This is a genomic window from Snodgrassella sp. B3088 (assembly GCF_026535815.1).
Lineage (GTDB): Bacteria > Pseudomonadota > Gammaproteobacteria > Burkholderiales > Neisseriaceae > Snodgrassella > Snodgrassella alvi_E.
The window spans coordinates 543,498-565,413 of record NZ_JAFNPG010000002.1 but is presented as its reverse complement, the minus strand read 5'-3'; the positions used below and the strand labels follow the sequence as shown (position 1 = coordinate 565,413).

Below are 21,916 nucleotides of genomic sequence, written 5' to 3'. Positions count from 1 at the left end.
AATGACGTTGTCCGGAGTACGCAGGAAAACTTATCAGGTAAAAATTGAACAAGTTGTAATTGGTTCTGACGCACCGGTGAGAGTGCAGTCTATGACCAATACTGATACGGCTGATGCTGAACTGACGGCTAATCAGGTGAAAGCGCTGGCTGATACTGGTTCTGAGCTGGTTAGAATTACGGTAAATACCCCCCAAGCTGCTGCTAAAGTGGCTGAAATTCGTCAGCGACTAAATGATATGGGCTGTAATGTACCGTTAGTAGGGGATTTTCATTTTAATGGTGATCGCTTACTCAAAGATTATCCAGATTGTGCTCGGGCACTAGCAAAATACCGCATTAACCCGGGAAATGTAGGCAAAGGGGTTAAAGGCGATGAAAAATTTGCCTTTATGATTCACACTGCAGCTGAAAATGATAAGGCGGTTCGTATCGGAGTGAACTGGGGGTCATTAGATCAGGCTTTGGCCAAACGGATGATGGATGCCAATTTGGCTTTACCTGCTCCTCAGCCTGCTGAAGCTGTAATGAAAGAAGCTTTAATTGTTTCAGCTCTTGATTCAGCACAAAAGGCTGAAAGTCTGGGATTGCCTTCAGACCGAATTATTTTATCTTGTAAAGTATCAAATGTGCAGGATTTGATTGAGGTTTATCATAATCTAGCTGCCCGCTGTCTATATCCATTACATTTGGGTCTTACTGAAGCGGGAATGGGCAGTAAAGGTATCGTTGCTTCCACTGCTGCATTATCTATTCTTTTGCAACAGGGCATTGGTGATACGATTCGAGTTTCATTAACGCCCGAACCTGGAAGTGCTAGGACGCAGGAAGTCGTTGTGGCTCAGGAAATTTTACAGACTATGGGTATCCGTTCGTTTACACCATTGGTAACAGCTTGCCCAGGTTGTGGAAGAACCACTAGTACTGTTTTTCAGGAGCTGGCACGTGATATTCAGCAATATTTGCGTGAAAAAATGCCGGTGTGGCGTTTGCAATATCCTGGTGTAGAAAACTTGAATGTGGCAGTAATGGGATGTGTTGTGAATGGACCAGGTGAAAGTAAGCTGGCTGATATCGGTATTTCATTACCCGGTACTGGTGAAACGCCTGTGGCTCCTGTATATATAGACGGTGAACGGAAAACCACTCTAAAAGGTGAGCATATGGCTGAAGAGTTTCTGGCATTAGTCGAAGAATACATCCATACTAATTATGGCAGTCAGGGTAAAAAAAGAGAGCCAGCTAAAGTTATTCCGATTGCCGCTTTACAATGAACAGACCTTCAAGCTGTGACAGGCTGTATTGTTTCATAGGGATAAAAATAAAATATTATGGGTAAGAAAATCCAGGCCGTTAAAGGCATGAATGATTTGTTACCAGTGGTGCAGAAAGATTTCAAGCTAACAGCAGCACTCTGGCAGGCATTTGAAGATGTAGTGGCATTATGGACACGCAGTTTTGGCTATAGCCAGATTCGGACGCCGATGGTGGAACAAACCGGTTTATTTGTGCGTTCTATCGGTGAAGAGACTGATGTAGTTGGCAAGGAAATGTACACTTTTGCCGATTCAAACGATAAATTAAGTTTGAGCCTGAGGCCTGAAGGTACAGCCTCCTGTTTACGCGCCGTAGTAGAGCACAATTTACTTTATAATAACCCGCAAAAGTTATGGTATATGGGACCGATGTTTAGACGTGAACGGCCGCAGAAAGGGCGTTATCGTCAGTTTCATCAGGTTGGAGTTGAAGCACTTGGATTTGACGGACCTGATGTGGATGCTGAGCTAATCGCTATGAGTGCCAATTTGTGGGAACGCCTGGGCATTCGAGAGCATCTGACTTTAGAGCTCAATACTTTGGGTAATCAGCAGGAGCGGGCGGCACATCGCACAGCTTTAATTGCATATCTGCAACAGCATGAAGCTATTCTAGATGAAGATAGCCGGCGGCGAATGCATACTAATCCCCTACGGGTACTGGATACTAAAAATCCTGACTTACAGGCAATGGCCAATGCCGCCCCACGCTTGACTGATTACTTGGGCGATGAGTCATTGGCACATTATAATACTCTGAAAAGTATGTTAGATGGTCTGGGTATCCATTATGTTGAAAACCCACGTCTGGTGAGGGGGTTGGATTACTATAATCTGACAGTGTTTGAATGGACAACGGATAAGCTCGGATCACAGGCTACGGTGTGTGGTGGTGGCCGATATAATGGCCTTATTGAAGAGCTAGGAGGTAAACCGGCACCGGCAATTGGTTTTGCACTGGGAATTGAGCGTTTATTATTACTTGTGCAGGAATTCGGAAAATTGAAGGTTAATGCTGCTCCTGATATATATGTTATGCATCAGGGTGAAGGTAGTAGTTTGACAGCAATGCAGAATGCAACAATATTACGCGCGGCTGGATTGAGTGTTTACCTGCATTGTGGTGATCAAAGTTTAAAAGCGCAGCTGAAAAAAGCCGATGCCAGTGGGGCAGCTTTTGCTGTAATTGTGGCGCAGGAAGAAATGGTAAACAATACGCTGACAGTAAAAAATCTGCGTACTCATGAACAACAGACTGTTGCTGCAAATGCAGTTTTACAGTTAATCCAACAATGGAAGAATGCATAATGGTTGTACATATTCAGGATGAACAGGAAGTTGCGAATTTTAAGTACTTTTGGCAGCGTTGGGGTCGATGGATTTTTGCAGTTTTGATTTTGCTTGCACTGGCCTATCTGGGTTATGTGCTTTATCAGGGGCATATTCGCAATAATAATGAAAAAGCAGCTGCTGTATTTGAAACTTTTGTGACTCAGGCCAATGCAAATAATATGGCTGAAAGTAAAAAAGCTCTGATGCAGCTACAGGAAAAATATCCGGATACCATGAATGCCACTCAGGCCACACTGATGATGGCCGGATCTGCTTTTGATGAACATAAATATGATGAAGCAATCCGTCATTTGCAATGGGTGAAGGACAGACAGAAAGATGACTTATTGCAGACAATCGTTGCTCAGAGGCTGGCTACCGTTTATTTGCAGCAGGGTAAATATAACGAAGCATTACAGGCTCTGGATGTAAAAGTAGTGGCTCAGTTTAAGCCTATTCTTTTGGAAACTAAGGGCGATGTGCTGCAGGCACAAAAGAAAAATACCGAAGCTATGGCAGCTTATCAGCAGGCATTGAATCTTCTGGACAAGGATTCAGTACAGCGTGACGTGCTTCAAATGAAAATCAGCAGTCTGAGCTAATTGATATATTTCAACCTGAGATTACGAGCAAGTAATCATGCCTTAATCTCAGGATTGTAGTTTTTTAAAAAGCTTGCCTATGGCAGGCTGTTGCTGTTTTACAGCGAAGTAAAATTATTAGAAAGAATTTATATGAAACCAACAATCGTTTTGGTTGGTCGACCGAATGTAGGCAAATCAACTCTGTTTAATCGCCTGACCCGAACCAAAGATGCGCTGGTTGCTGATTTACCGGGTCTGACTCGAGATCGTCACTATGGCCATGGACGGGTGGGGAGCAAACCTTATCTGGTGGTAGATACTGGCGGTTTTGAGCCAGTTGTAGATAGTGGCATTCTCTATGAGATGGCACGGCATACTTTACAGGCTATTGATGAAGCAGATGCAGTTATCTTTTTGGTGGACGGGCGGACGGGTTTAACGCCGCAAGATCAAATTATCGCCAATCGCCTACGTCAAAGTACCCGTCCGGTGTATCTGGCAGTGAATAAAGGTGAGGGTGGTAATCGGCCGGTTTTAGCGGCTGAATTTTATGAGCTCAGTCTTGGTGAACCTGTAGTCATTTCTGGTGCACATGGTGATGGTGTTTATGAGTTGATTGAAACTGTGCTGGAATCGTTTCCTGAAGGGCAAGAAGAAACTGAAAGCAAGCATCCGGTTTTTGCAGTCATCGGTCGTCCTAATGTAGGCAAATCAACGCTAGTAAATGCCATTCTCGGCGAAGAACGAGTCATTGCTTTTGATATGGCCGGAACAACGCGTGATTCGATACATATTGATTTTGAACGGGGTGATAAGCCGTTTACGATTATTGATACAGCAGGGGTGCGCCGGCGTGGAAAAGTAGATGATGCAATTGAAAAATTTTCTGTAATCAAGGCGATGCAAGCTATTGATGAAGCAAATGTAGCTGTGCTGGTATTGGATGCACAGCAGGATATAGCTGATCAGGATGCTACAATTGCAGGTTTTGCTCTTGAAGCCGGACGCGCTCTGGTGGTGGCTGTCAATAAATGGGACGGACTGAGCGAAGAACGCAAACAGCAAGTAAAACGTGATATTGCCCGTAAACTATATTTTCTGGATTTTGCAAAATTTCATTTTATTTCTGCATTAAAAGAAAAGGGCATAGACGGGCTGTTTAGCTCAATTCAAGAAGCATATGATGCAGCAATGATTAAGTTGCCTACACCAAAAATTACTCGCGTACTACAAAGTGCGCTTGAGCGACAGCAGCCACCACGTGCCGGACTAATTCGTCCTAAATTGCGCTATGCCCATCAGGGGGGCATGAATCCGCCAGTCATAGTGATTCATGGGAATGCTTTGCAACATATTAGTGATGCTTATACCAGATATCTGACACAAACGTTTCGCAAAGCCTTTCATTTACAGGGCACACCTTTACGTATTCAATATAATGTTAACTACAATCCATATGAAGAAAAAGACAGCAAGCCTGCACAGCCATTGCGTCGAGTTAAAATGAGTAACCGGATTGCCAAACGTGAGCAGATTAAACAATCGAAAAAGCAGGTAAAACGTAAAAATAAAGTCAGTACAAAGAAAACAAATGCCCATTAATGTGGTAGCATTGACTACGCTTTTCTAATCGCTGTACGCGGGTGCAGCTTAGCGACAACATAATCAAAAAAACGGAGTATCCAAATGAGCGCCAAAGGACAAATGTTACAAGATCCTTTCTTGAATGCACTGCGAAAAGAGTATGTACCGGTTTCCATTTATTTGGTCAACGGTATTAAACTGCAAGGTCAGGTAGAGTCATTTGACCAGTATGTTGTGTTATTGCGTAATACCTCTGTAACACAAATGGTATATAAGCATGCGATTTCTACCATTGTTCCTGCACGGGCTGTAAGCCTGCAGCATGAACCAAAATCATCATCTCCAGAATAATCATTTATTCTGTTTGATAAAAACCGTGGGTTAGCCACGGTTTTTTTGTTAGTGAGTCATTGACTTGGAAAAAAGATTAATGACTACAACTCCTACCAGTATCAGACCTATACCGATAATTGCCGGCATATCCAGCTTCTGACCAAATTTTATCCATGCAATTAGTGATACGCAAACAATGCCAACTCCAGACCACACAGCATAAGCGATACCTACCGGCATGGTTTTAAGTGTCTGCGCCAGACAATAAAAGGAAATGATGTAGCCTATAATGGAGCAGAAGCTAGGTATGAGTCTGGTAAATCCATTACTTACTTTGAGCATACTGGTTGCAAAAATTTCTGCTAGTATGGCGATGGATAGAAAAATCCATTGATTCATATTTATCCTTTAATAAGCTTTGTTTCTGTTTGCAAGGATGGCAGAAAATGGCCAGAAAAGCTACATATGAGTCATTTGAAAGAAGTGTAAATTGCATCTTTTATCGTTATTTTTAGATGCCAGACATTTACAAATGGTATTTGAGATAAATAAAAAAGTAAGTTTACTAGCCTGCTGGTCCAAACCCTAGCGAAATATTAATGAAACAGCGGATATACTTGATGAATCCGCTGTTTCATTACTTTAAGCTAATTTAGATTGGTTGCTATGATTGATTTCTTATTGCACTGGATCTTGTGATTTAAGCTTTATCTTCAGTACCATAGTATTTAGTGCCGATTTTAATGCTTTCTCGGCCATGTTCGCGACGCCATGCATTGCTGTCACGCAAAGAGTAAGCGCAGCCGCAATATTCCTGCTGATAAAACTGCTCTCGTTTGCTGATTTCTATCATACGCTGACTGCCACCGCCTTTGCGCCAGTTGTAATCCCAATATGTGAGACCAGGATATTTTTCTGCCGCACGTTTGCCGCAATCATTGATCTGCTGCATATTTTTCCAGCGAGAAATGCCTAGAGAGCTGGTGATGACAGGAAAACCGTTTTCATAGGCATATAAAGCTGTACGTTCGAAACGCATATCAAAACACATGGTACACCGAATACCACGCTCTGGTTCAAACTCCATACCTTTGGCGCGGGCAAACCAATTATCCATATCATAATCGGCGTCGATAAACGGAATATTGAATTTTTCTGCAAAGGCTTTGTTTTCATCTTTGCGAATTTCATATTCTTTTTTCGGATGAATATTCGGATTATAAAAATAGATGGTGTAATCAATGCCTGCGGCCAGCATGGCTTCCATTACTTCACCGGAGCAAGGTGCACAGCATGAATGCAACAATACTTTGCCGGCACCCTTGGGCGGAATTAGTTTAGGGCGTTGTACATCTGTAACGATTACTTGTGAGTTCATTGATATGGTTTCCTGCTATTTTAATTTTCTTCTGATGAGATTTTAACAAAGCTGCCTTTGCAACGACATAGTGCAAAAGCAAAAAAGCGTTCAGATTTCTGAACGCTTATCTGGACATTATATTTTACAATACTGCTAATGCTTCTTCATAGCTTGGTTCGGTAGTGATTTCAGCTACCAGCTGGCTGTGTAAAACCTGATTGTTTTCATCTAAAACAATCACAGCGCGGGCACACAGCCCAGCTAAAGGGCCTGTGCTCAGTTTTACACCATATTCTTCTCGAAATTCGGGATGGCGGAATGTAGATAAGGTAATTACCTGATCGAGTCCTTCAGCTCCACAGAAGCGAGCTTGTGCGAAAGGTAAATCGGCTGAAATACATAAAACAACTGTATTGCTCAATTTAGATGCATCAGCATTGAAATGGCGTACTGAAGCCGCACAAACGCCAGTATCTACACTTGGAAATATATTTAGAACTTTGCGTTTGCCAGCAAAGCTAGCCAATGAAACTTCATTTAAATTCGCGTCGGTAAGGGTGAATTCAGGGGCTGTAGCGCCTTTTTGGGGGAAATGGCCATTTACTTCAACAGGTGAACCTTTTAGGGTAACAGTACTCATAACTATATCCTTTGATGTTTAATCTCGTTAATGACGTGTAGGCTTATTGTGGGCGAAGGATGGATAACTGTCAAAGTATATCTATGCTGATTACACTTAAGCTTATTTTACGCATAAATAGAGAAAATTTATTTCTAAATGAATCTATTTTTATTAGGTCTGAACATAGCAGAGGATAGAAGATTGGCTACGACATTAAATTTCAGACATCATAGTTATCATGCAGGCAAAGCAACAATTAAATTCAATATTTCAAAAAAGCCTGCTCATTTAACCTCATCCTCTATTGCTAAATTCACTTTAAATGCGAATTAACTACTGGATAATTATTGGAATTAATCGGCAGTGGGCAAGCGCACAAAATGCTGTAAGTCATAAACAATATTATCTTGTTTACTCGTATGATTACTGCTTTCTGCTAATTGCCATTCACGGGGGCTAATTTCTGGAAAAAATGTATCTCCGGCAACATCTAAATGAATTCTGGTGATGCGTAGATCAGTAGCTAAGGGCATCGCTTGAGCATAGATTTGTGCGCCGCCCATAATAATGACTTCATCAGTGTCTGCTAACTGGAAAAGAGCCTCTTCGATATTCCGGCAGGATGTAGCACTGCAAAACTCTTGCTCCGGATTTCGACTGATTACGTAATTTGGCCGTCCCGGTAAGGGTTTTTTGGGCAGCGAATCCCATGTTTTGCGCCCCATTATCACAGGTTTGCCCATGGTGTAATGTTTAAAAAATTGAAAATCTTCGGGTACATACCATGGAATCTGATTTTTTTTGCCAATACAATTATTATCAGAAAGCGCTGCAATTAAGGTGATTTTACGGAATTTGTTCATACGGCTACTGGGGCTTTGATATGAGCATCCGGATGATAATCCGTTAGAGTGAAATCTTCAAACTGAAATGCAAATAGGTCTTTTACATCTGGGTTTAAATGCATTTGTGGCAGCTTTTTCGGTGTACGGGATAATTGCAATTTTGCCTGCTCGAAGTGATTGCTGTATAGGTGAGCATCACCTAAGGTATGAACAAATTCACCTAATTGTAAATCACAAACTTGAGCAATCATCATGGTCAACAGGGCATAGCTGGCGATGTTGAACGGTACACCAAGAAATATATCGGCACTGCGCTGATAAAGCTGGCAGGACAATTTACCGTTTGCCACATAAAACTGAAACAAAGCATGGCAAGGGGGTAAGGCCATTTCATCTACCAATGCCGGATTCCATGCAGAAACAATCAGGCGCCGACTGTCTGGATTGTTTTTAATCTGCTGCAGCAAATTGCTGATTTGGTCGATATGGCGGCCATCCGGTGCTGGCCAGCTGCGCCATTGATAGCCGTAAACCGGCCCTAGATTGCCATCGGCATCTGCCCATTCATCCCAAATGGTAACATTGTGTTCATGCAGATAGTGGATATTGGTATCGCCGCGTAAAAACCACAGCAATTCATAAATAATGGAACGCAAATGCAGTTTTTTAGTGGTGAGCACAGGAAAGCCATCGGCGAGATTAAAGCGCATTTGATAACCGAAAACAGAACGAGTACCGGTACCGGTACGGTCTGATTTGTCCACGCCATGATCAAGTACGTGTTGCATTAAGTCTAGATACTGTTGCATACAGATTATCCAATACAAAATAGGGTAATTGTAGCTTAAATTGATGCAGGCTGGCTGACGCTGCTATTTTTCACTGCCTGCCATGCAGCAGCAATTAAACTGGCATTGTTATTTTTTAACAAAGAAGCATCGGATAGCATACGCCGCCACTGGCGTGCTCCTTGCAGACCATGCATCAGCCCTAGGTAGTGACGTGCCATATGGCGCAAAGAATTATCGGGTTTTGCCAACTGCTGCTGTGTATATTCAATCAATTGCTCGACTAAGGCTTCATATTCCACTGCAGGAAGTGTACTGCCATAAAATTCAGCATCCCAACTACGCATCAGCATCGGATTATGATAAGCCTCACGCCCGACCATTACGCCATCGACATATTGTAGATGCTGGCTAATTTGCTCATTGCTGGTCACGCCACCGTTGAGAATGATTTGTAAATCAGGGAATTCCTGTTTAAGGCGATAAACATAGTCATAGCGTAGTGGTGGAATATCACGGTTATCTTTTGGTGATAGACCCTCGAGCCATGCATTACGCGCATGTACAATAAAAATGCGGCAGGCGGTACGTTCACGCAATGTGCCAACAAAATCAGCTAATGGCTCATAAGCAGTTTCTTTGTCCAAACCGATGCGATGCTTAATGGTAACCGGAATATCTACGGCTTCCTGTATAGCATTCAGACAGTGGGCTACCAGCGCAACCTCACGCATTAAGCAAGCACCAAAAGCACCATGCTGTACGCGCGGGCTAGGACAACCACAGTTTAAGTTGATTTCGTTGTAACCATAGCTGGCAGCAATTTTTGCTGCCTGCGCCAATACATCGGGTTCGCTGCCCCCAAGCTGCAAAGCAACGGGCTGCTCTTGCGGATGATATGCCAGTAATTTATCTCGATTGCCATGAATAATGGCATTAGCGTTAATCATTTCCGTATACAGCCATGTATTTTGGCTAATTAGTCTGGCCATATAGCGGTAGTGCCGGTCTGTCCAGTCTAACATTGGCGCCACAGACAAGGTTCTTGGCGGCAGAGGTTGATTAACCTGCTGATTTGTATTGGCCGTTGCAGTACCATTGATAGCGCTTAAACGTTTGTATTCCTGCATTGTTTGCACTTCTAAAAACCGTTGATTCAAGGCCGTACCACTGTGTGAGTACAGTGAAGCACCTAGTTAAATTCTACATAAATGCAGATTATACATGGGTTAAATATATTGCATGGTAGGCTAAATGCAAAAATACACTTTTGCTATCATTATTCAGTATAAAAATTAACGCAAAGGCATTTCGGATTTAATCAATCTGATTTCTTTTCCATTGTGTTTTTTCTTGAAATGATTATCTAGCCATAATTTATGCTGCATTTTACATTGCGGACCCAGATAAATTTTGTCTATATAATCTTCAACTTCTTTATATTCAATGTACAAATTATTAGCGGCTTGATAATCTGTTGGTTCAACAATATTTTTATCTGCGATGTGAGTAATATAAATCATGCGGCATTCGTCCTCATCTTCGAAAGCAGCGTGTTTTATCAGGCAGGATATAGGTAAGACAGCTAAGCTAAGTAATTGTTGCAAATTGGGTATTTTTTGTAACTCACGGTTTTTTAAAAGTTTACTCATTAGAACATTTATTTTTTTTAAATGTATGCGAATATCTTGTATTTTTTTCTGTTCGTTTAATGTATCTATATAATTTTTCCACTCGCTTTCAATATTCTGAGTTTCTTTTTCGTTACTCATTTCCAGATAGAAAGATTGTTTGTTACGCTTAGCCAAAGAAACATATTCAGTTTTAGGGTCAAAGTACAGGCAACGATATATAGGTAAAGGATAAAGATTTGTATTTGGTTTATCTTCGGTTTTATTAAGACTTAAAATTTGGTTTTCATTTTCAGAAGTTGAAGTAGAAAATTGTTTTGTTATATTAAAATTTTCCATATTTATACTTCGTTCAGCATTCTGGCCGAAAAAATTGTGATTAAAAGCTATGCTAACACCTGAACCAAATATATTGTCCTCATTTCCATATAATCGAAATTGATTTAAAGAGTTATGATTAAAGGAAAAGCTAGCTAAGAATGTTTTAATTTCATTATCTGGATTAGTTGTAATATTCAGCCATTGTGTTAATACCTGATTCTCACTGGGATCATTCATGAAATCGACGATATTCAATCTGAATTTACTTGGATTTTTGCCTTTAAGTAAATTGAATAAAACACCCGGTCTAGTGTAATGCGCTACACGCCGTTCAGGATTTTTGGTTACTATTTCTTCGTTAGATGATAAATTTTTTTCGAATGAAACCATTAATAAATCTTTTATTTCTTTAACTAATTGACAAATTTTCTCAATACTATTAATTATTATTTTTTTCCATTTAATATTACCAATATTATTCGATTTTAAATCAATTAATCCTAATATTAATTGAGCAGATATAAAATTACACGCTGATAAATTGCGATATTTGATTTGCTTATAAAACTTAAGGGATTCTTCGGGTAGTTGTTTTTTAAACAAGTAAATATTACCTAACTCAAACTGTGCAAGATAATAATATTCTGAGTCATGCTCATGACTGATATTTGAAAAAAATTTTATAGCCTCATTGTCATCATTTTTTTTCTTTTTATAGATAAGAGCTAAATTATATTGAGCAACCGCATAAAATTTAGGGTCATCCTCTCTGGTTATATTAGAGTAAAAAAGTTCAACCTTATCATAATCCTGTTTTATCTTTTCATAGATAAGAGCTAATTTGTATTGAGCAACCGCATAAGTTTTAGGGTCATCCTCTCTGGTTATATTAGAGTAAAAGAGTTCAGCCTTATTATAATCCTGTTTTTTTTCTTGATAAATAATAGCTAAATTAAATTGAGCTTTAGCATAAATATAAGGGTCATCCTCTCTGGTTATACTAGAGAAAAAAAGTTCAGCCTTATCATAATCCTGTTTTTTCTTTTTATAGATAATAGCTAAATTAAATTGAGCTTTAGCATAAATATAAGGGTCATCCTCTCTGGTTATACTAGAGAAAAAGAGTTCAGCCTTATCATAATCCTGTTTTTTCTCTTGATAAATAATAGCTGAATTAAATTGAGCAATCGCATAAATTTTAGGTTCATCCTCTTTGGTTATATTAGAGAAAAAGAGTTCAGCCTTATCATAATCCTGTTTTTTCTCTTGATAAATAATAGCTAAATTAAATTGAGCAATCGCATAAATTTTAGGTTCATCCTCTTTGGTTATATTAGAGTAAAATCGAATGGCTTGTTCATAATCATGTTTTATCTCATCATAAATACAACCTAAATAAAATTGAGCAATAGCATAGACTTCAGGCGGATCTTCTTCGGCGACATTAGAGTAAAATCGAATAGATCTTTCATAATCCTGTTTTATTTCATAATAAATACAACCTAAATTCAATTGAGCTCTAGCATAAAATTTAGTTGCGTCTTCTCTGAAAATATTTAAGTAATGCTCTTCAGCCTTATCATAATCATGTTTTTTATCTTGATAAATAAGACCTAATTCAAACTGAGCTTTTGCATATTCTTCTTTTCCATCATCACGGCTTATTTTGCTTAATTCTTCAATTTGTTTGTTAACTTTGTCATCTGCCATTTTGATCTCTACTTTCTAAATTTTTTAAAACATTCAGAATAGCTTTTAGCTGACTTTGCTATGTAATTTGTATTGTTAGATAACCAATTTAAGTCATTGTGTTTATAATAATTTTAACAAAATACAATAAAAAAAAACAAAGTTAAAATTTGCATGGCAATTCTTGAATTGGATTAATTATTTTAATGAGTTTCTGAAACGGATTTTTAAATTCGGCTGTTACTGTATTTATTGTTTGTATTTAAGTTAACTATTTCTAGGTTTTACTAGTTTTTTTGTGATGTTTGTAATTAGCTGCAAATTCTGACTATAGCTATTGCGGGCTTTTGGTTGTCTCTCTAAGATAAATTACTGAAGGATAAGTGTTTTATATAAAAAATTTTAAGCAATGATTAAACAGAACGGAGATGGTTATGAATATGAACGATAATGGATTTGTAGATAAAGCCAAAGGTGAAGTAAAAGAAAATGTGGGTAAGGTAGTTGGAGATACTAAGACTCAGTCTGAAGGTATTGTTGATAAAGCCGTTGGCAGTGTAAAAGATGCTGTGCATGATGCAGCTAATGCTATCGATAATGCTGTGGATTCTATTAAGAAAAAATTTCAGGATTAATTCTGAATCATGTTTTTCAGGCCGCTTTTTAGCGGCCTTTTGTTTTTCACTTAAATATATATTAATTTGATTTATATATTGAATAAGATTTAATTCAATGGCTATGATATTTAATTGTTTTCTTGTAAATAAAATAGTAATCTGGTTTTAGGATGATAATAAAATTTTTGCTTAGTTAGAAGATGCTAGTCTGTGCACTGGAAGGATAAAGGAGAGTTGCTTGGTGGATCTTAAAGTATTGCGTTATTTTCTGGCATTGACTAGAGAAGAAAGTATAACAGCCGCAGCTGATTACCTGCATCTTACTCAGCCTACGCTGTCGCGCCAGCTTATTGAGCTGGAAGAAGAATTAGGATGTACTTTGTTTATACGTGGCCGCCGACGAATTACGCTGACGGAAGAAGGCATACACTTGCGTCAACGTGCTGAGCAGATACTGGAGCTGGTACACAAAACGGAGTCTGAGTTTCATCATTTAGATAAAAGTCTGCACGGAGATATTTATATTGGCTGTGGTGAAACGGATGCGTTAAGACCGGTTGTAGGGGTAATCAAGATGATGCAGAAAGATTATCCTCGTATTCGCTTTCATATTTTCAGTGGTAATGCCAATGATGTAACTGAGCGGTTAGATAAAGGGTTACTTGATTTTGGTGTATTAATTGATCCAGCGCGTGTGGATAAATATGATTCGATCTGTTTGCCGCAGAAAGACAGATGGGGTGTGCTGATGCGTAAAAATAATGCATTAGCTGAACGCGATTTTATTCAACCGCAAGATTTATGGGGACTGCCTCTAATTATGTCGCGCCAAAAGTATATGAGTAACAGTATAGCTAGTTGGATAAAAAAAGATTATGACCAGCTTAATGTGGTTGCAACTTATAACTTGATTTTTAATGCGGCGCTGTTGGTTGAGCAGAATGTGGGCTATGCTTTGTGTTTGGATAAATTGATTAATACTAGTGGAGACAGTGTTTTCTGTTTTCGGCCGCTGCATCCGCTATTGGAAGTGGATGTCAACATAGTTTGGAAAAGATTTCAATTGTTTTCAAAAGTTTCTATGCTGTTTTTACAGCGTTTGAAGGAAGTTTTTTCTATTTAAGCTCTGTTATATGGCTTTTATTGTCAGTCTTTGCCTACATCTGTAGTTTAAATAAAAGATGCAGGCAAAATAAATATATTCAAACTATTTTGTATTAGCTGTTTTTACTTTGCCTGATTAAAGGTTGGTTTTGAAAAATGAGGTTAGTTTGGCGAAGGGGATAAGGTTAACACGGTCGTATAAATCTACATGGCCGGCATTTTTTACGTAATACAGCTCTTTGGGTTCGGCTGCGCGGCGGTATGCATCTTCGCTGAATTCTTTAGAATGGGCTTTATCTCCTGTAATGAACAATAATGGACGTGGTGAGATGGTTTCTATGTCATTAAAGGGGTAAAAATTCATGAATTTGGGGTTGCTGCTTAGGGTGGGGTGGGTAGTTAAATCTGGTTGTGAACCGGATGGTGTAAACTCACCACGAGCAGTACGGTAAAAATCATAAAATTCATGAGCTATTGGGCTGTCAGAAGCAGTGATTTTTCCTTTATTAATGGTGCCTCCGGTATACTCGATTTTTCCGCCAGTAAATTCAATGTAGCGTTGTTCTGCAGCTTGCTGGATGATTTGTTTTCGTTTTTGCAGGGTAAGTGTATGGTGCAAACCGTTGCGGGTTGCTGCACCCATGTCGTACATGCTGACAGTGGCAATGGCTTTGAGGCGAGGATCAATTTTAGCGGCGCTGATGGCAAAGCTACCGCTGCCACATATGCCGATGACGCCTATTTTATTGCGATCTACAAATGGCTGAGTGCCTAAGAAATCTACTGCGGCACTGAAATCTTCGCTGTACATATCAGGTAATACGGCATTGCGAGGATGTCCATCACTTTCACCCCAGAATGATAAATCGATAGAAAGCGTAATAAAGCCTTGTTCGGCCATTTTAGTGGCATATAAATTAGCACTTTGTTCTTTGACTGCACCCATTGGGTGACCGACAATTATTGCGGGGTATTTTTGATTGGTAATAATACTTTTGGGAATAAACAGATTTCCGGCAACTTTCATTTGGTACTGATTAAGAAAATTTACTGGTTGCCTTGTTACAAGATTACTTTGATAGAAATTATCTGTCTGATTGTACATATCAGCTCCATTAGATAGTGAAGATAATATTGAGAAAAATATTAGATTCAGTAAAGGTAGAAAATTTTTTCTAAAATATAAATAAACGTTTCTCATGAGTGTATATCTTTGCAGGTGAATAGAATTAGGGTAGTTGTTTTGTGGTGGTATGCGTTAATAATGTCAAACTGGTCTGAATAAGAAACAATGCCACGATGAATATCGATGCCGATATCAAAAATATGCCATTGATACCATGATGGTCATAAATACTTCCACCGATTGCGGCGGCTAAACCGATGGCAAACTGAATAGCTGCAACTGAGAGGCCGCCCATCATTTCGGATTTATTGGCCAGTGTGATGGCTATCCAGGTGGACCAGCCAACAGGTAGAAAACCAAACATAAATCCCCAAGCAACGACTAATGCTGAATCGGTTGCCGGATTATTGCTGCTGGTAAATAAACTGATGGCCAGGATAAAAAATATTATGTGGCTGATTATCATGGCCGATTTAAAATAGTTATGCATTATCCAGCCTGCAATCATTGTCCCAATAAAGTTTCCTATAGCAAATAGTAGTAATAACATTGATAAGGTATTGGCAGGCAGAGAAAGAGTATGCTGTAGAAAAGGTCTTAGATATGTAAAGAAAATGTGATATCCACCATAACTAAATATGGTGGCTAGCATGCCGGTGGTTACCCATGGCTGTTTCAGCAGCAATATCATATTTTTAAAGTTGCTATCAGTTTGGGGAGCTAACTGTGGCAATGAGAAGAACTGCCAAATAAATGCAATCGCAGCTAAAAGTGCTGAATACAGAAAAATACTTCTCCAACCGATTAGATTGCCCAGATAACTGGCCAATGGCAGGGAAATGATGGTTGCTACAGATACACCGGCATAAACGACGCTAAGAGCACGTGAAACATTCTGTTTAGGAACCAGCTGCATGGTTACAGCGGAAGATAGAGACCAGAAACTGCCAACACATAGTCCTAGTATGCTACGTCCAATTAATAATAGGATGTAGTTTGGTGCAAAGGCAATCAATATATTGGCTATGATTAGCATTAGAGAAAGCATTAGTAATACTTTGCGTCTATTTATATTTCCGGTAATGCTAGATAGAAACAAACTGGACAATACGGCAAAAATACCTACTGCGGTGACGGTTTGTCCGGCCATGCCTTCAGTAATATGTAGGGATTTTGCTATAGGGGTGAGTAGGCTTATGGGAATGAATTCTTCACTTATAAGACTGGTGACGCCTAGAAATAGAGAAAATACGGCAGACCATTGGGCTTTTAATGGTGATAAATTGATTGGTGACTGCATTATTTTAATTCTCCTTTTCGTTGCTAATTGTTGTAGATAGGTATGTATTTCATTTGCATAATTAATATCTATAGCAGTTTTAAACTTATTGGTATAACTTTGTTTTAAAAATTTTTTTTATCAATCATTGGTTTTTTATGATTTGAGAAAGTATAGGTATCTTAAATTTATATGTAAAATACTTATACTTTATGGTGATTCATGCTTTTTAGGCATAGATAATGGTATTTTTGAATGGAGTGAGCTTAACTGTGTTTGGTAAGTGATTTATATAGAAAAGCTAGCTACAGTAGTGAAATCTATAAAATAATATTTTATTCTGTAGTTTGTGTATTTAGATTAGTTTTTTATTATAGGTTTTGTTTTATTCCAGTTTACTATTTTAATTAAAAATAAAAGCCTTGTAGAACAAGGCTTTTGAGTTAAATTAATTGTAATTTGTGATTATTCCCATTCGATAGTAGCAGGTGGTTTACCGCTCACATCATAAACTACGCGGTTGATGCCGCGCACTTCGTTGATGATGCGATTGGATACGCGACCCAGTAAATCGTAGGGCAAATGTGCCCAGTGGGCGGTCATAAAATCGCTGGTAATCACAGCTCGTAGTGCAACTACGTATTCATAGGTGCGGCCATCGCCCATGACGCCTACGGATTTTACTGGCAGGAATACGGCAAAGGCTTGGCTGGTTTTGTCGTACCATGATACGCCGTCTTCATCACAGGTGTTGCGTAATTCTTCGATGAAGATATGGTCGGCACGGCGCAGTAAATCGGCATATTCACGTTTTACTTCTCCCAATATTCGCACGCCTAAGCCAGGACCAGGGAAGGGATGACGGTATACCATGTCGCGTGGTAAACCTAAAGCTACGCCCAATTCACGTACTTCGTCTTTGAAAAGGTCTCGCAGTGGCTCGAGTAGTTGCAGGTTGAGGGTTTCAGGTAGTCCACCCACGTTGTGATGGCTTTTAATGGCATGTGCTTTTTTTGTTTTGGCTCCGGCACTTTCAATTACATCTGGATAAATCGTGCCTTGAGCCAGCCATTTGGCATTCTGACGTTTGCCGGCTTCGCGCTGGAAGACTTCGACAAATTCGGCACCGATGATTTTACGTTTGCGTTCTGGGTCGGTTTCACCTGATAATTTGGATAGAAAATCGGCAGAAGCGTCTACGTGAATAACGTTTACGCCAAGATTTTTTCCAAACATATCCATGACCATCTGAGCTTCTTTATAGCGCAGTAAGCCATGATCTACAAATACGCAGGTTAGCTGGTCTCCGATGGCGCGGTGAATCAGTGCTGCGGCTACAGATGAATCAACCCCACCAGAAAGCCCCAGAATGACTTCATCGGTACTTACTTGTTCACGAATCTTGCTGACTGCTTCTTCAATGTAGTTTGGCATTGTCCAGCTTGGTTTGGCCTGACAAATATCCAGTACAAAGCGATTGATTAATTCACGCCCTTGTTTGGTGTGGGTTACTTCTGGGTGAAACTGTACGCCGTAAAAGTGTTTTTGCGGGTTTTCAATAATGGCATAGGGGCAGCTCGGGGTGTGGCCAATGCTTTTAAAGCCTACCGGCAGTTTGCTGACTTTGTCACCATGGCTCATCCACACATCCAGTGTGTTGGGCTGGTTGTCAAAAATGCCATTGGTGAATTGGCTGTCTTCTGTGTGCACCTGAGCATAGCCGAATTCGCGCTGGTCGCCACCGCTCACTTCTCCGCCCATGGTATGCGCCAGCCATTGCATGCCGTAGCAAATGCCGAGAATGGGAATGCCGAGATTCAGAATTTCCGGATTGGCCTGATAGTCTGATTCGTAGACTGAATTGGGGCCACCGGACAGGATAATGCCTTTAGGGGCAAATGCCTTGATATCGGCAATGGGCATATCAAATGAATGTAATTCACAATAAACATGAGCTTCACGTACGCGCCGGGCGATGAGCTGGGTTACTTGTGAACCAAAATCGAGAATTAAGATTTTATCCTGATTCATGCTAGGCTCTTGACGGGTGTTTGGGTATAAAGCGCGTTATTTTAACACTTTTCGGTTTTTATTTCTGCTTCTGCCTGACATGGGGAGGAGGCATGTTTTGAAAATATGCAATATTTCCTGATAAGATTGATTAATATGTTTATTTTAATGCTGATGCGTTTTGGGTAGGGATGTTTTGCTGTTTGAATCTAATTTTGATGTTTTTTCAATTGTTCTCGTCTGTCTTTTGCAAGTACCTTCAGTACATTGATGAATCGTCTCTGGTAGTCGTATTTCTCGCTGGTACCAAATAATATTTTTCCGAATTCCATATAAAAATGTACGTTATCTTTAACTAGCGTATTGGGAAAAAATGTCATGCTGAATTCGATAGAGATGATTGAGTTATCGCTGTTTTTAAGTGTTCTGATGTATTCAACAGATTTAAGGTAGCTGATATCTAATTTTAGTTTTTCTATGTAAACTGCCTTAGTGGTGAAGCGAACTTGTTTAATGTTGTGCCGTTTGTTTTTATATCGTCTGAAGAGAAAAAAGGTACATATGAGTGCTGATGTAAAAAACAATAAACTGCCCGTTTCATTGTGTCTGGTTAATACATCCAGCCCGCACACCAGTGATATAAATGCACATACGCAGCAGGCAAACAGATAAATTTTGGCATAAGCTTTGGAATTGCAGCGCCATTCCTTCATTACTTTTAAAATTGCTTGATGATCATTCATGCTTGTACCTGAAGTTGTTTATGCGGTGAAAGGTATTGTTAATCGATAAAAAAATCCAGAATTTTTTTCAAGGATGTTTATCATTTCAGTGACACGTGCACTTTTTTTAGTTTTAAGCTCGTTATGAAAAGAGCGTTGTAAATATGTACTGCTGTTTCAAGAGAAGAGGTATGTGAAGTTTTCAACGTTATTTTAACTCGCGAGATTATTCAGAAGTGATCAGCATTGGTGATTGCCTACGTTGTTTTATTTGATTTTCTGAGGACTGCTTTTTATTATCTGAAAACGGCTGATAGATGGCCACAGTTGATATTCTGATAAAGGAGATTATTTATGTGTGGATTGATGTATTAGCTTTACTTTACCAATAACATTTTCATAATTTCTCGCTTCATCGCTTAAAATATATATTAAATAGATTGGATTGAGGTATTTTGATTTTTCAATATATTTTTTATTTTAACATGGATTAACAGTATTTTATAAGAGGGATATTTTATAAATTAGGTTATGTTAGACCGCTGAGAATTATTACGAAATTCAAATCAATTAAAGAAATTTATTTGGCTTTTTTATGCGGAAATTTATGAAAAAGGGAAATTGTGTTGATTCAATTTCCCTTGTAAAGATTTTATTTTATACATAAATCAGCGAGCCTGTTTCATGAGCCGCTGTTTTTCGCGGTTCCAGTCTTTTTCTTTGCTACTCTGGCGTTTGTCGTGCTGTTTTTTACCTTTGGCTAAACCCATATCGATTTTGACATAGCCATGGCTGTAATGCATGTTTACGGGAACAAGGGTATAGCCGCTGCGTTCTACTTTACCAATCAATTTGTTGATTTCTGATTGTTTCAGCAGTAGTTTACGCTGCCGTACTGGATCAGGTTTAACGTGATTGGACGCTGTGGGTAATGCGGTGATGTGGCTGCCGACCAGATAGAATGCACCTTTTTTCCATTGAATATAGCTTTCTTTGATTTGCACGCGGCCGGCACGGATGGCTTTGACTTCCCAGCCTTCGAGGACGATACCGGCTTCTATTTGCTCTTCGATAAAGTAATCGTGAAAGGCTTTTTTGTTATTGATTATGCTCATGATGATTTCTGCTATGCTGTGTTTTCGTGGGTATTTTAGCAGAAAGTGATGCTTTTGAAGACTGACTGACGCTGGGGCAGTGTGAATGTGGCATTAAAAAACCGATTGAATCAATCGGTTTTTTATTTGTATCAGTTTTCTATTTCTTGCCTATGGGTTTCAGGCAGTAATAGTACGGCAATGATGCTGAGTAGGCAGGCGGCTATGAGAAACCAGCCAATGTAGACGCTACCTTGTAAACCGTATTCTTTGACAAGTGATGCGGCGAGAAAAGGAGTGAGTGACCCACCCAGTATGCCGCCGAAGCTAAAGGAGATGGCCGCTCCGGTATAACGTACGTTGGTTGGAAAAATTTCTGGCAGAAACGCGGCCAGAGGTGTCCATAATATTCCCATGATAAAGAGGGAAAAAGACAAGAATACAGCTGCTACTATGGTGCTGTTGTTGTTGATTAAATCGCCATAGAAGAGGCCGATTATGATGGTGATGATGCCTCCTATCAGAAATACAGGACGACGGCCGATTCTGTCTGACAGCCATGCAGAGATGGGTGACCCTATGGCCATGAATACGATTGCCCCCATGAGGATGGATAGGTATTCGATTTTGTTAAATAAAGACGTACTTTGCCATGGGTGTGTGGTGGTGGCGTATTGCAGTGAAAATACGGTGGTCAGGAAGAATAGGGTGAAGCACGACATAGCAGACAAGGAGCCAAGAATGAGCTGTTTGTAATGTTTGCGAACGGTATCATTCAGTGGCACTTTGACGTGATTTTGCCTAGCAACCATGTTGCGGAATGCTTGGCTTTCAATAATAGACATGCGGACATACATGCCGAGGCCAACCAATACGATGCTTAGTAGAAACGGAATGCGCCAGCCCCATGCCATCATTTGATCGTTGGTTAGATGCTTGGACAGTAGTATGAATATCAGGCTGGCTGTAATGAAGCCGATAGGAGGTCCTATTTGCGGGAACATGGCAAATAAGGCGCGTTTGCCTTTAGGTGCATTTTCTGTAGCCAATAAGGCGGCACCGCCCCATTCACCGCCAAGTCCGATGCCCTGACAGAAGCGCAGGACGCATAAGCATAATGGGGCGATAAAGCCAGCTTGCTGGTATGTGGGCAGAATACCAATTAGGGTGGTACTGATACCCATGATAAGTAAGGATGCGATAAGGGTGGTTTTACGTCCGACTTTGTCGCCAAAATGGCCGAATAATGCGGCACCAATCGGGCGGGCGATAAAGGCGATACCGAAAGTCAGAAAGGACGCCATAGTTGTGAGGGCTTTGTCTTGAATTGGAAAAAACAGGTCACCCAGTACCAAGGCGGCGGCCAGACCGTAGATATAGAAGTCGTAAAACTCAACGGCGGTGCCTACAAGGCTGGCGATAGCGACTTTGGTAGGCGAGTTTTGTGTTTTTGCGGTTGCAGTAGCTGACTGCGGTGCGGGGGTATTGGTCATATTTATTTTTGGTTGAAAGGGTTAAAAAAAGCTTGTATATGGAAAATGCATACACAAGCTTTTGCTT

Annotated in this window: 20 protein-coding genes; 7 read left to right on the top strand and 13 right to left on the bottom strand. The window is 39.9% G+C overall.

Annotated features, from left to right (window positions below; all coding sequences use genetic code 11):
• Nucleotide 1 precedes the first annotated feature (1 nt).
• From ispG to hfq, 5 genes are all read left to right on the top strand, one after another.
• Nucleotides 2-1,273: a flavodoxin-dependent (E)-4-hydroxy-3-methylbut-2-enyl-diphosphate synthase gene (ispG, locus tag J3U75_RS03070; RefSeq protein ID WP_267390445.1), complete on the top strand. Its 1,272-nt coding sequence runs from the start codon at nt 2-4 to the stop codon at nt 1,271-1,273.
• A gap of 57 nt (nt 1,274-1,330) precedes the next feature.
• Nucleotides 1,331-2,623, top strand: a complete 1,293-nt coding sequence (gene hisS / locus J3U75_RS03065; protein WP_267390444.1) for a histidine--tRNA ligase — start codon at nt 1,331-1,333, stop codon at nt 2,621-2,623.
• Entirely contained in the window at nt 2,623-3,249 is a 627-nt protein-coding gene (locus tag J3U75_RS03060) for a YfgM family protein (RefSeq protein ID WP_267390443.1), read from the top strand. Before hisS ends, J3U75_RS03060 begins: the two co-directional genes overlap by 1 nt.
• Nucleotides 3,250-3,381: 132 nt before the next feature.
• Nucleotides 3,382-4,833 carry a ribosome biogenesis GTPase Der gene (gene der, locus J3U75_RS03055; protein WP_267390442.1) on the top strand — a complete coding sequence of 484 codons (1,452 nt, stop codon included), beginning with the start codon at nt 3,382-3,384 and terminating at the stop codon, nt 4,831-4,833.
• 84 nt (nt 4,834-4,917) lie between these two features.
• The gene (gene hfq, locus J3U75_RS03050) at nt 4,918-5,166 is read left to right on the top strand and encodes an RNA chaperone Hfq (protein WP_100140945.1); all 249 of its coding nucleotides are present in this window, start codon (nt 4,918-4,920) and stop codon (nt 5,164-5,166) included.
• Between the two features lie 48 nt (nt 5,167-5,214).
• Here the strand turns inward: hfq and J3U75_RS03045 are convergent, their stop codons facing one another.
• The 7 genes from J3U75_RS03045 to J3U75_RS03015 form a co-directional block, all read right to left on the bottom strand.
• Nucleotides 5,215-5,547 carry an SMR family transporter gene (locus J3U75_RS03045; protein ID WP_267390441.1) on the bottom strand — a complete coding sequence of 111 codons (333 nt, stop codon included), beginning with the start codon at nt 5,545-5,547 and terminating at the stop codon, nt 5,215-5,217.
• 301 nt (nt 5,548-5,848) lie between these two features.
• A complete protein-coding gene (locus J3U75_RS03040) occupies nt 5,849-6,526 on the bottom strand; it encodes an epoxyqueuosine reductase QueH (protein WP_267390440.1) in 678 nt (225 codons plus the stop codon).
• Nucleotides 6,527-6,650: 124 nt separating this feature from the next.
• Complete coding sequence (gene tpx, locus J3U75_RS03035) at nt 6,651-7,148, bottom strand: thiol peroxidase (RefSeq protein WP_267390439.1); 498 nt, start codon at nt 7,146-7,148, stop codon at nt 6,651-6,653.
• Between the two features lie 335 nt (nt 7,149-7,483).
• Nucleotides 7,484-7,993 (bottom strand): dihydrofolate reductase, encoded by a 510-nt coding sequence (locus tag J3U75_RS03030; protein WP_267390438.1) that lies wholly within the window; start codon nt 7,991-7,993, stop codon nt 7,484-7,486.
• A complete protein-coding gene (locus J3U75_RS03025; RefSeq protein WP_267390437.1) occupies nt 7,990-8,784 on the bottom strand; it encodes a thymidylate synthase in 795 nt (264 codons plus the stop codon). The genes J3U75_RS03030 and J3U75_RS03025 overlap by 4 nt, the downstream gene beginning before the upstream one ends.
• A 35-nt stretch (nt 8,785-8,819) precedes the next feature.
• On the bottom strand, nt 8,820-9,923 hold the full coding sequence (dusA, locus tag J3U75_RS03020; protein WP_267390436.1) for a tRNA dihydrouridine(20/20a) synthase DusA: 1,104 nt from the start codon (nt 9,921-9,923) through the stop codon (nt 8,820-8,822).
• Between the two features lie 135 nt (nt 9,924-10,058).
• Entirely contained in the window at nt 10,059-12,425 is a 2,367-nt protein-coding gene (locus J3U75_RS03015) for a DUF2971 domain-containing protein (protein ID WP_267390435.1), read from the bottom strand.
• Nucleotides 12,426-12,838: 413 nt separating this feature from the next.
• On the opposite strand from J3U75_RS03015, the gene J3U75_RS03010 reads away from it, so the two are divergent.
• Nucleotides 12,839-13,039 carry a CsbD family protein gene (locus J3U75_RS03010; protein ID WP_218965425.1) on the top strand — a complete coding sequence of 67 codons (201 nt, stop codon included), beginning with the start codon at nt 12,839-12,841 and terminating at the stop codon, nt 13,037-13,039.
• 223 nt (nt 13,040-13,262) lie between these two features.
• A complete protein-coding gene (locus tag J3U75_RS03005) occupies nt 13,263-14,144 on the top strand; it encodes a LysR family transcriptional regulator (protein ID WP_267390491.1) in 882 nt (293 codons plus the stop codon).
• A 117-nt stretch (nt 14,145-14,261) separates the two neighbouring features.
• On the opposite strand, the gene J3U75_RS03000 is transcribed toward J3U75_RS03005, so the two are convergent.
• The 6 genes from J3U75_RS03000 to J3U75_RS02975 all read right to left on the bottom strand — a co-directional run bounded on the left by J3U75_RS03000 (nt 14,262) and on the right by J3U75_RS02975 (nt 21,849).
• A complete protein-coding gene (locus J3U75_RS03000) occupies nt 14,262-15,230 on the bottom strand; it encodes an alpha/beta hydrolase (RefSeq protein WP_267390434.1) in 969 nt (322 codons plus the stop codon).
• A gap of 124 nt (nt 15,231-15,354) precedes the next feature.
• Nucleotides 15,355-16,551, bottom strand: coding sequence for an MFS transporter (locus tag J3U75_RS02995; protein WP_267390433.1), 1,197 nt, complete (start codon nt 16,549-16,551; stop codon nt 15,355-15,357).
• Nucleotides 16,552-16,995: 444 nt separating this feature from the next.
• Nucleotides 16,996-18,561, bottom strand: a complete 1,566-nt coding sequence (gene guaA / locus J3U75_RS02990) for a glutamine-hydrolyzing GMP synthase (RefSeq protein ID WP_267390432.1) — start codon at nt 18,559-18,561, stop codon at nt 16,996-16,998.
• Between the two features lie 188 nt (nt 18,562-18,749).
• Nucleotides 18,750-19,283 (bottom strand): hypothetical protein, encoded by a 534-nt coding sequence (locus J3U75_RS02985; protein ID WP_267390431.1) that lies wholly within the window; start codon nt 19,281-19,283, stop codon nt 18,750-18,752.
• 647 nt (nt 19,284-19,930) lie between these two features.
• Complete coding sequence (smpB, locus tag J3U75_RS02980) at nt 19,931-20,377, bottom strand: SsrA-binding protein SmpB (RefSeq protein ID WP_037405662.1); 447 nt, start codon at nt 20,375-20,377, stop codon at nt 19,931-19,933.
• 131 nt (nt 20,378-20,508) lie between these two features.
• A complete protein-coding gene (locus J3U75_RS02975; RefSeq protein ID WP_267390429.1) occupies nt 20,509-21,849 on the bottom strand; it encodes an MFS transporter in 1,341 nt (446 codons plus the stop codon).
• Nucleotides 21,850-21,916: the final 67 nt, after the last annotated feature.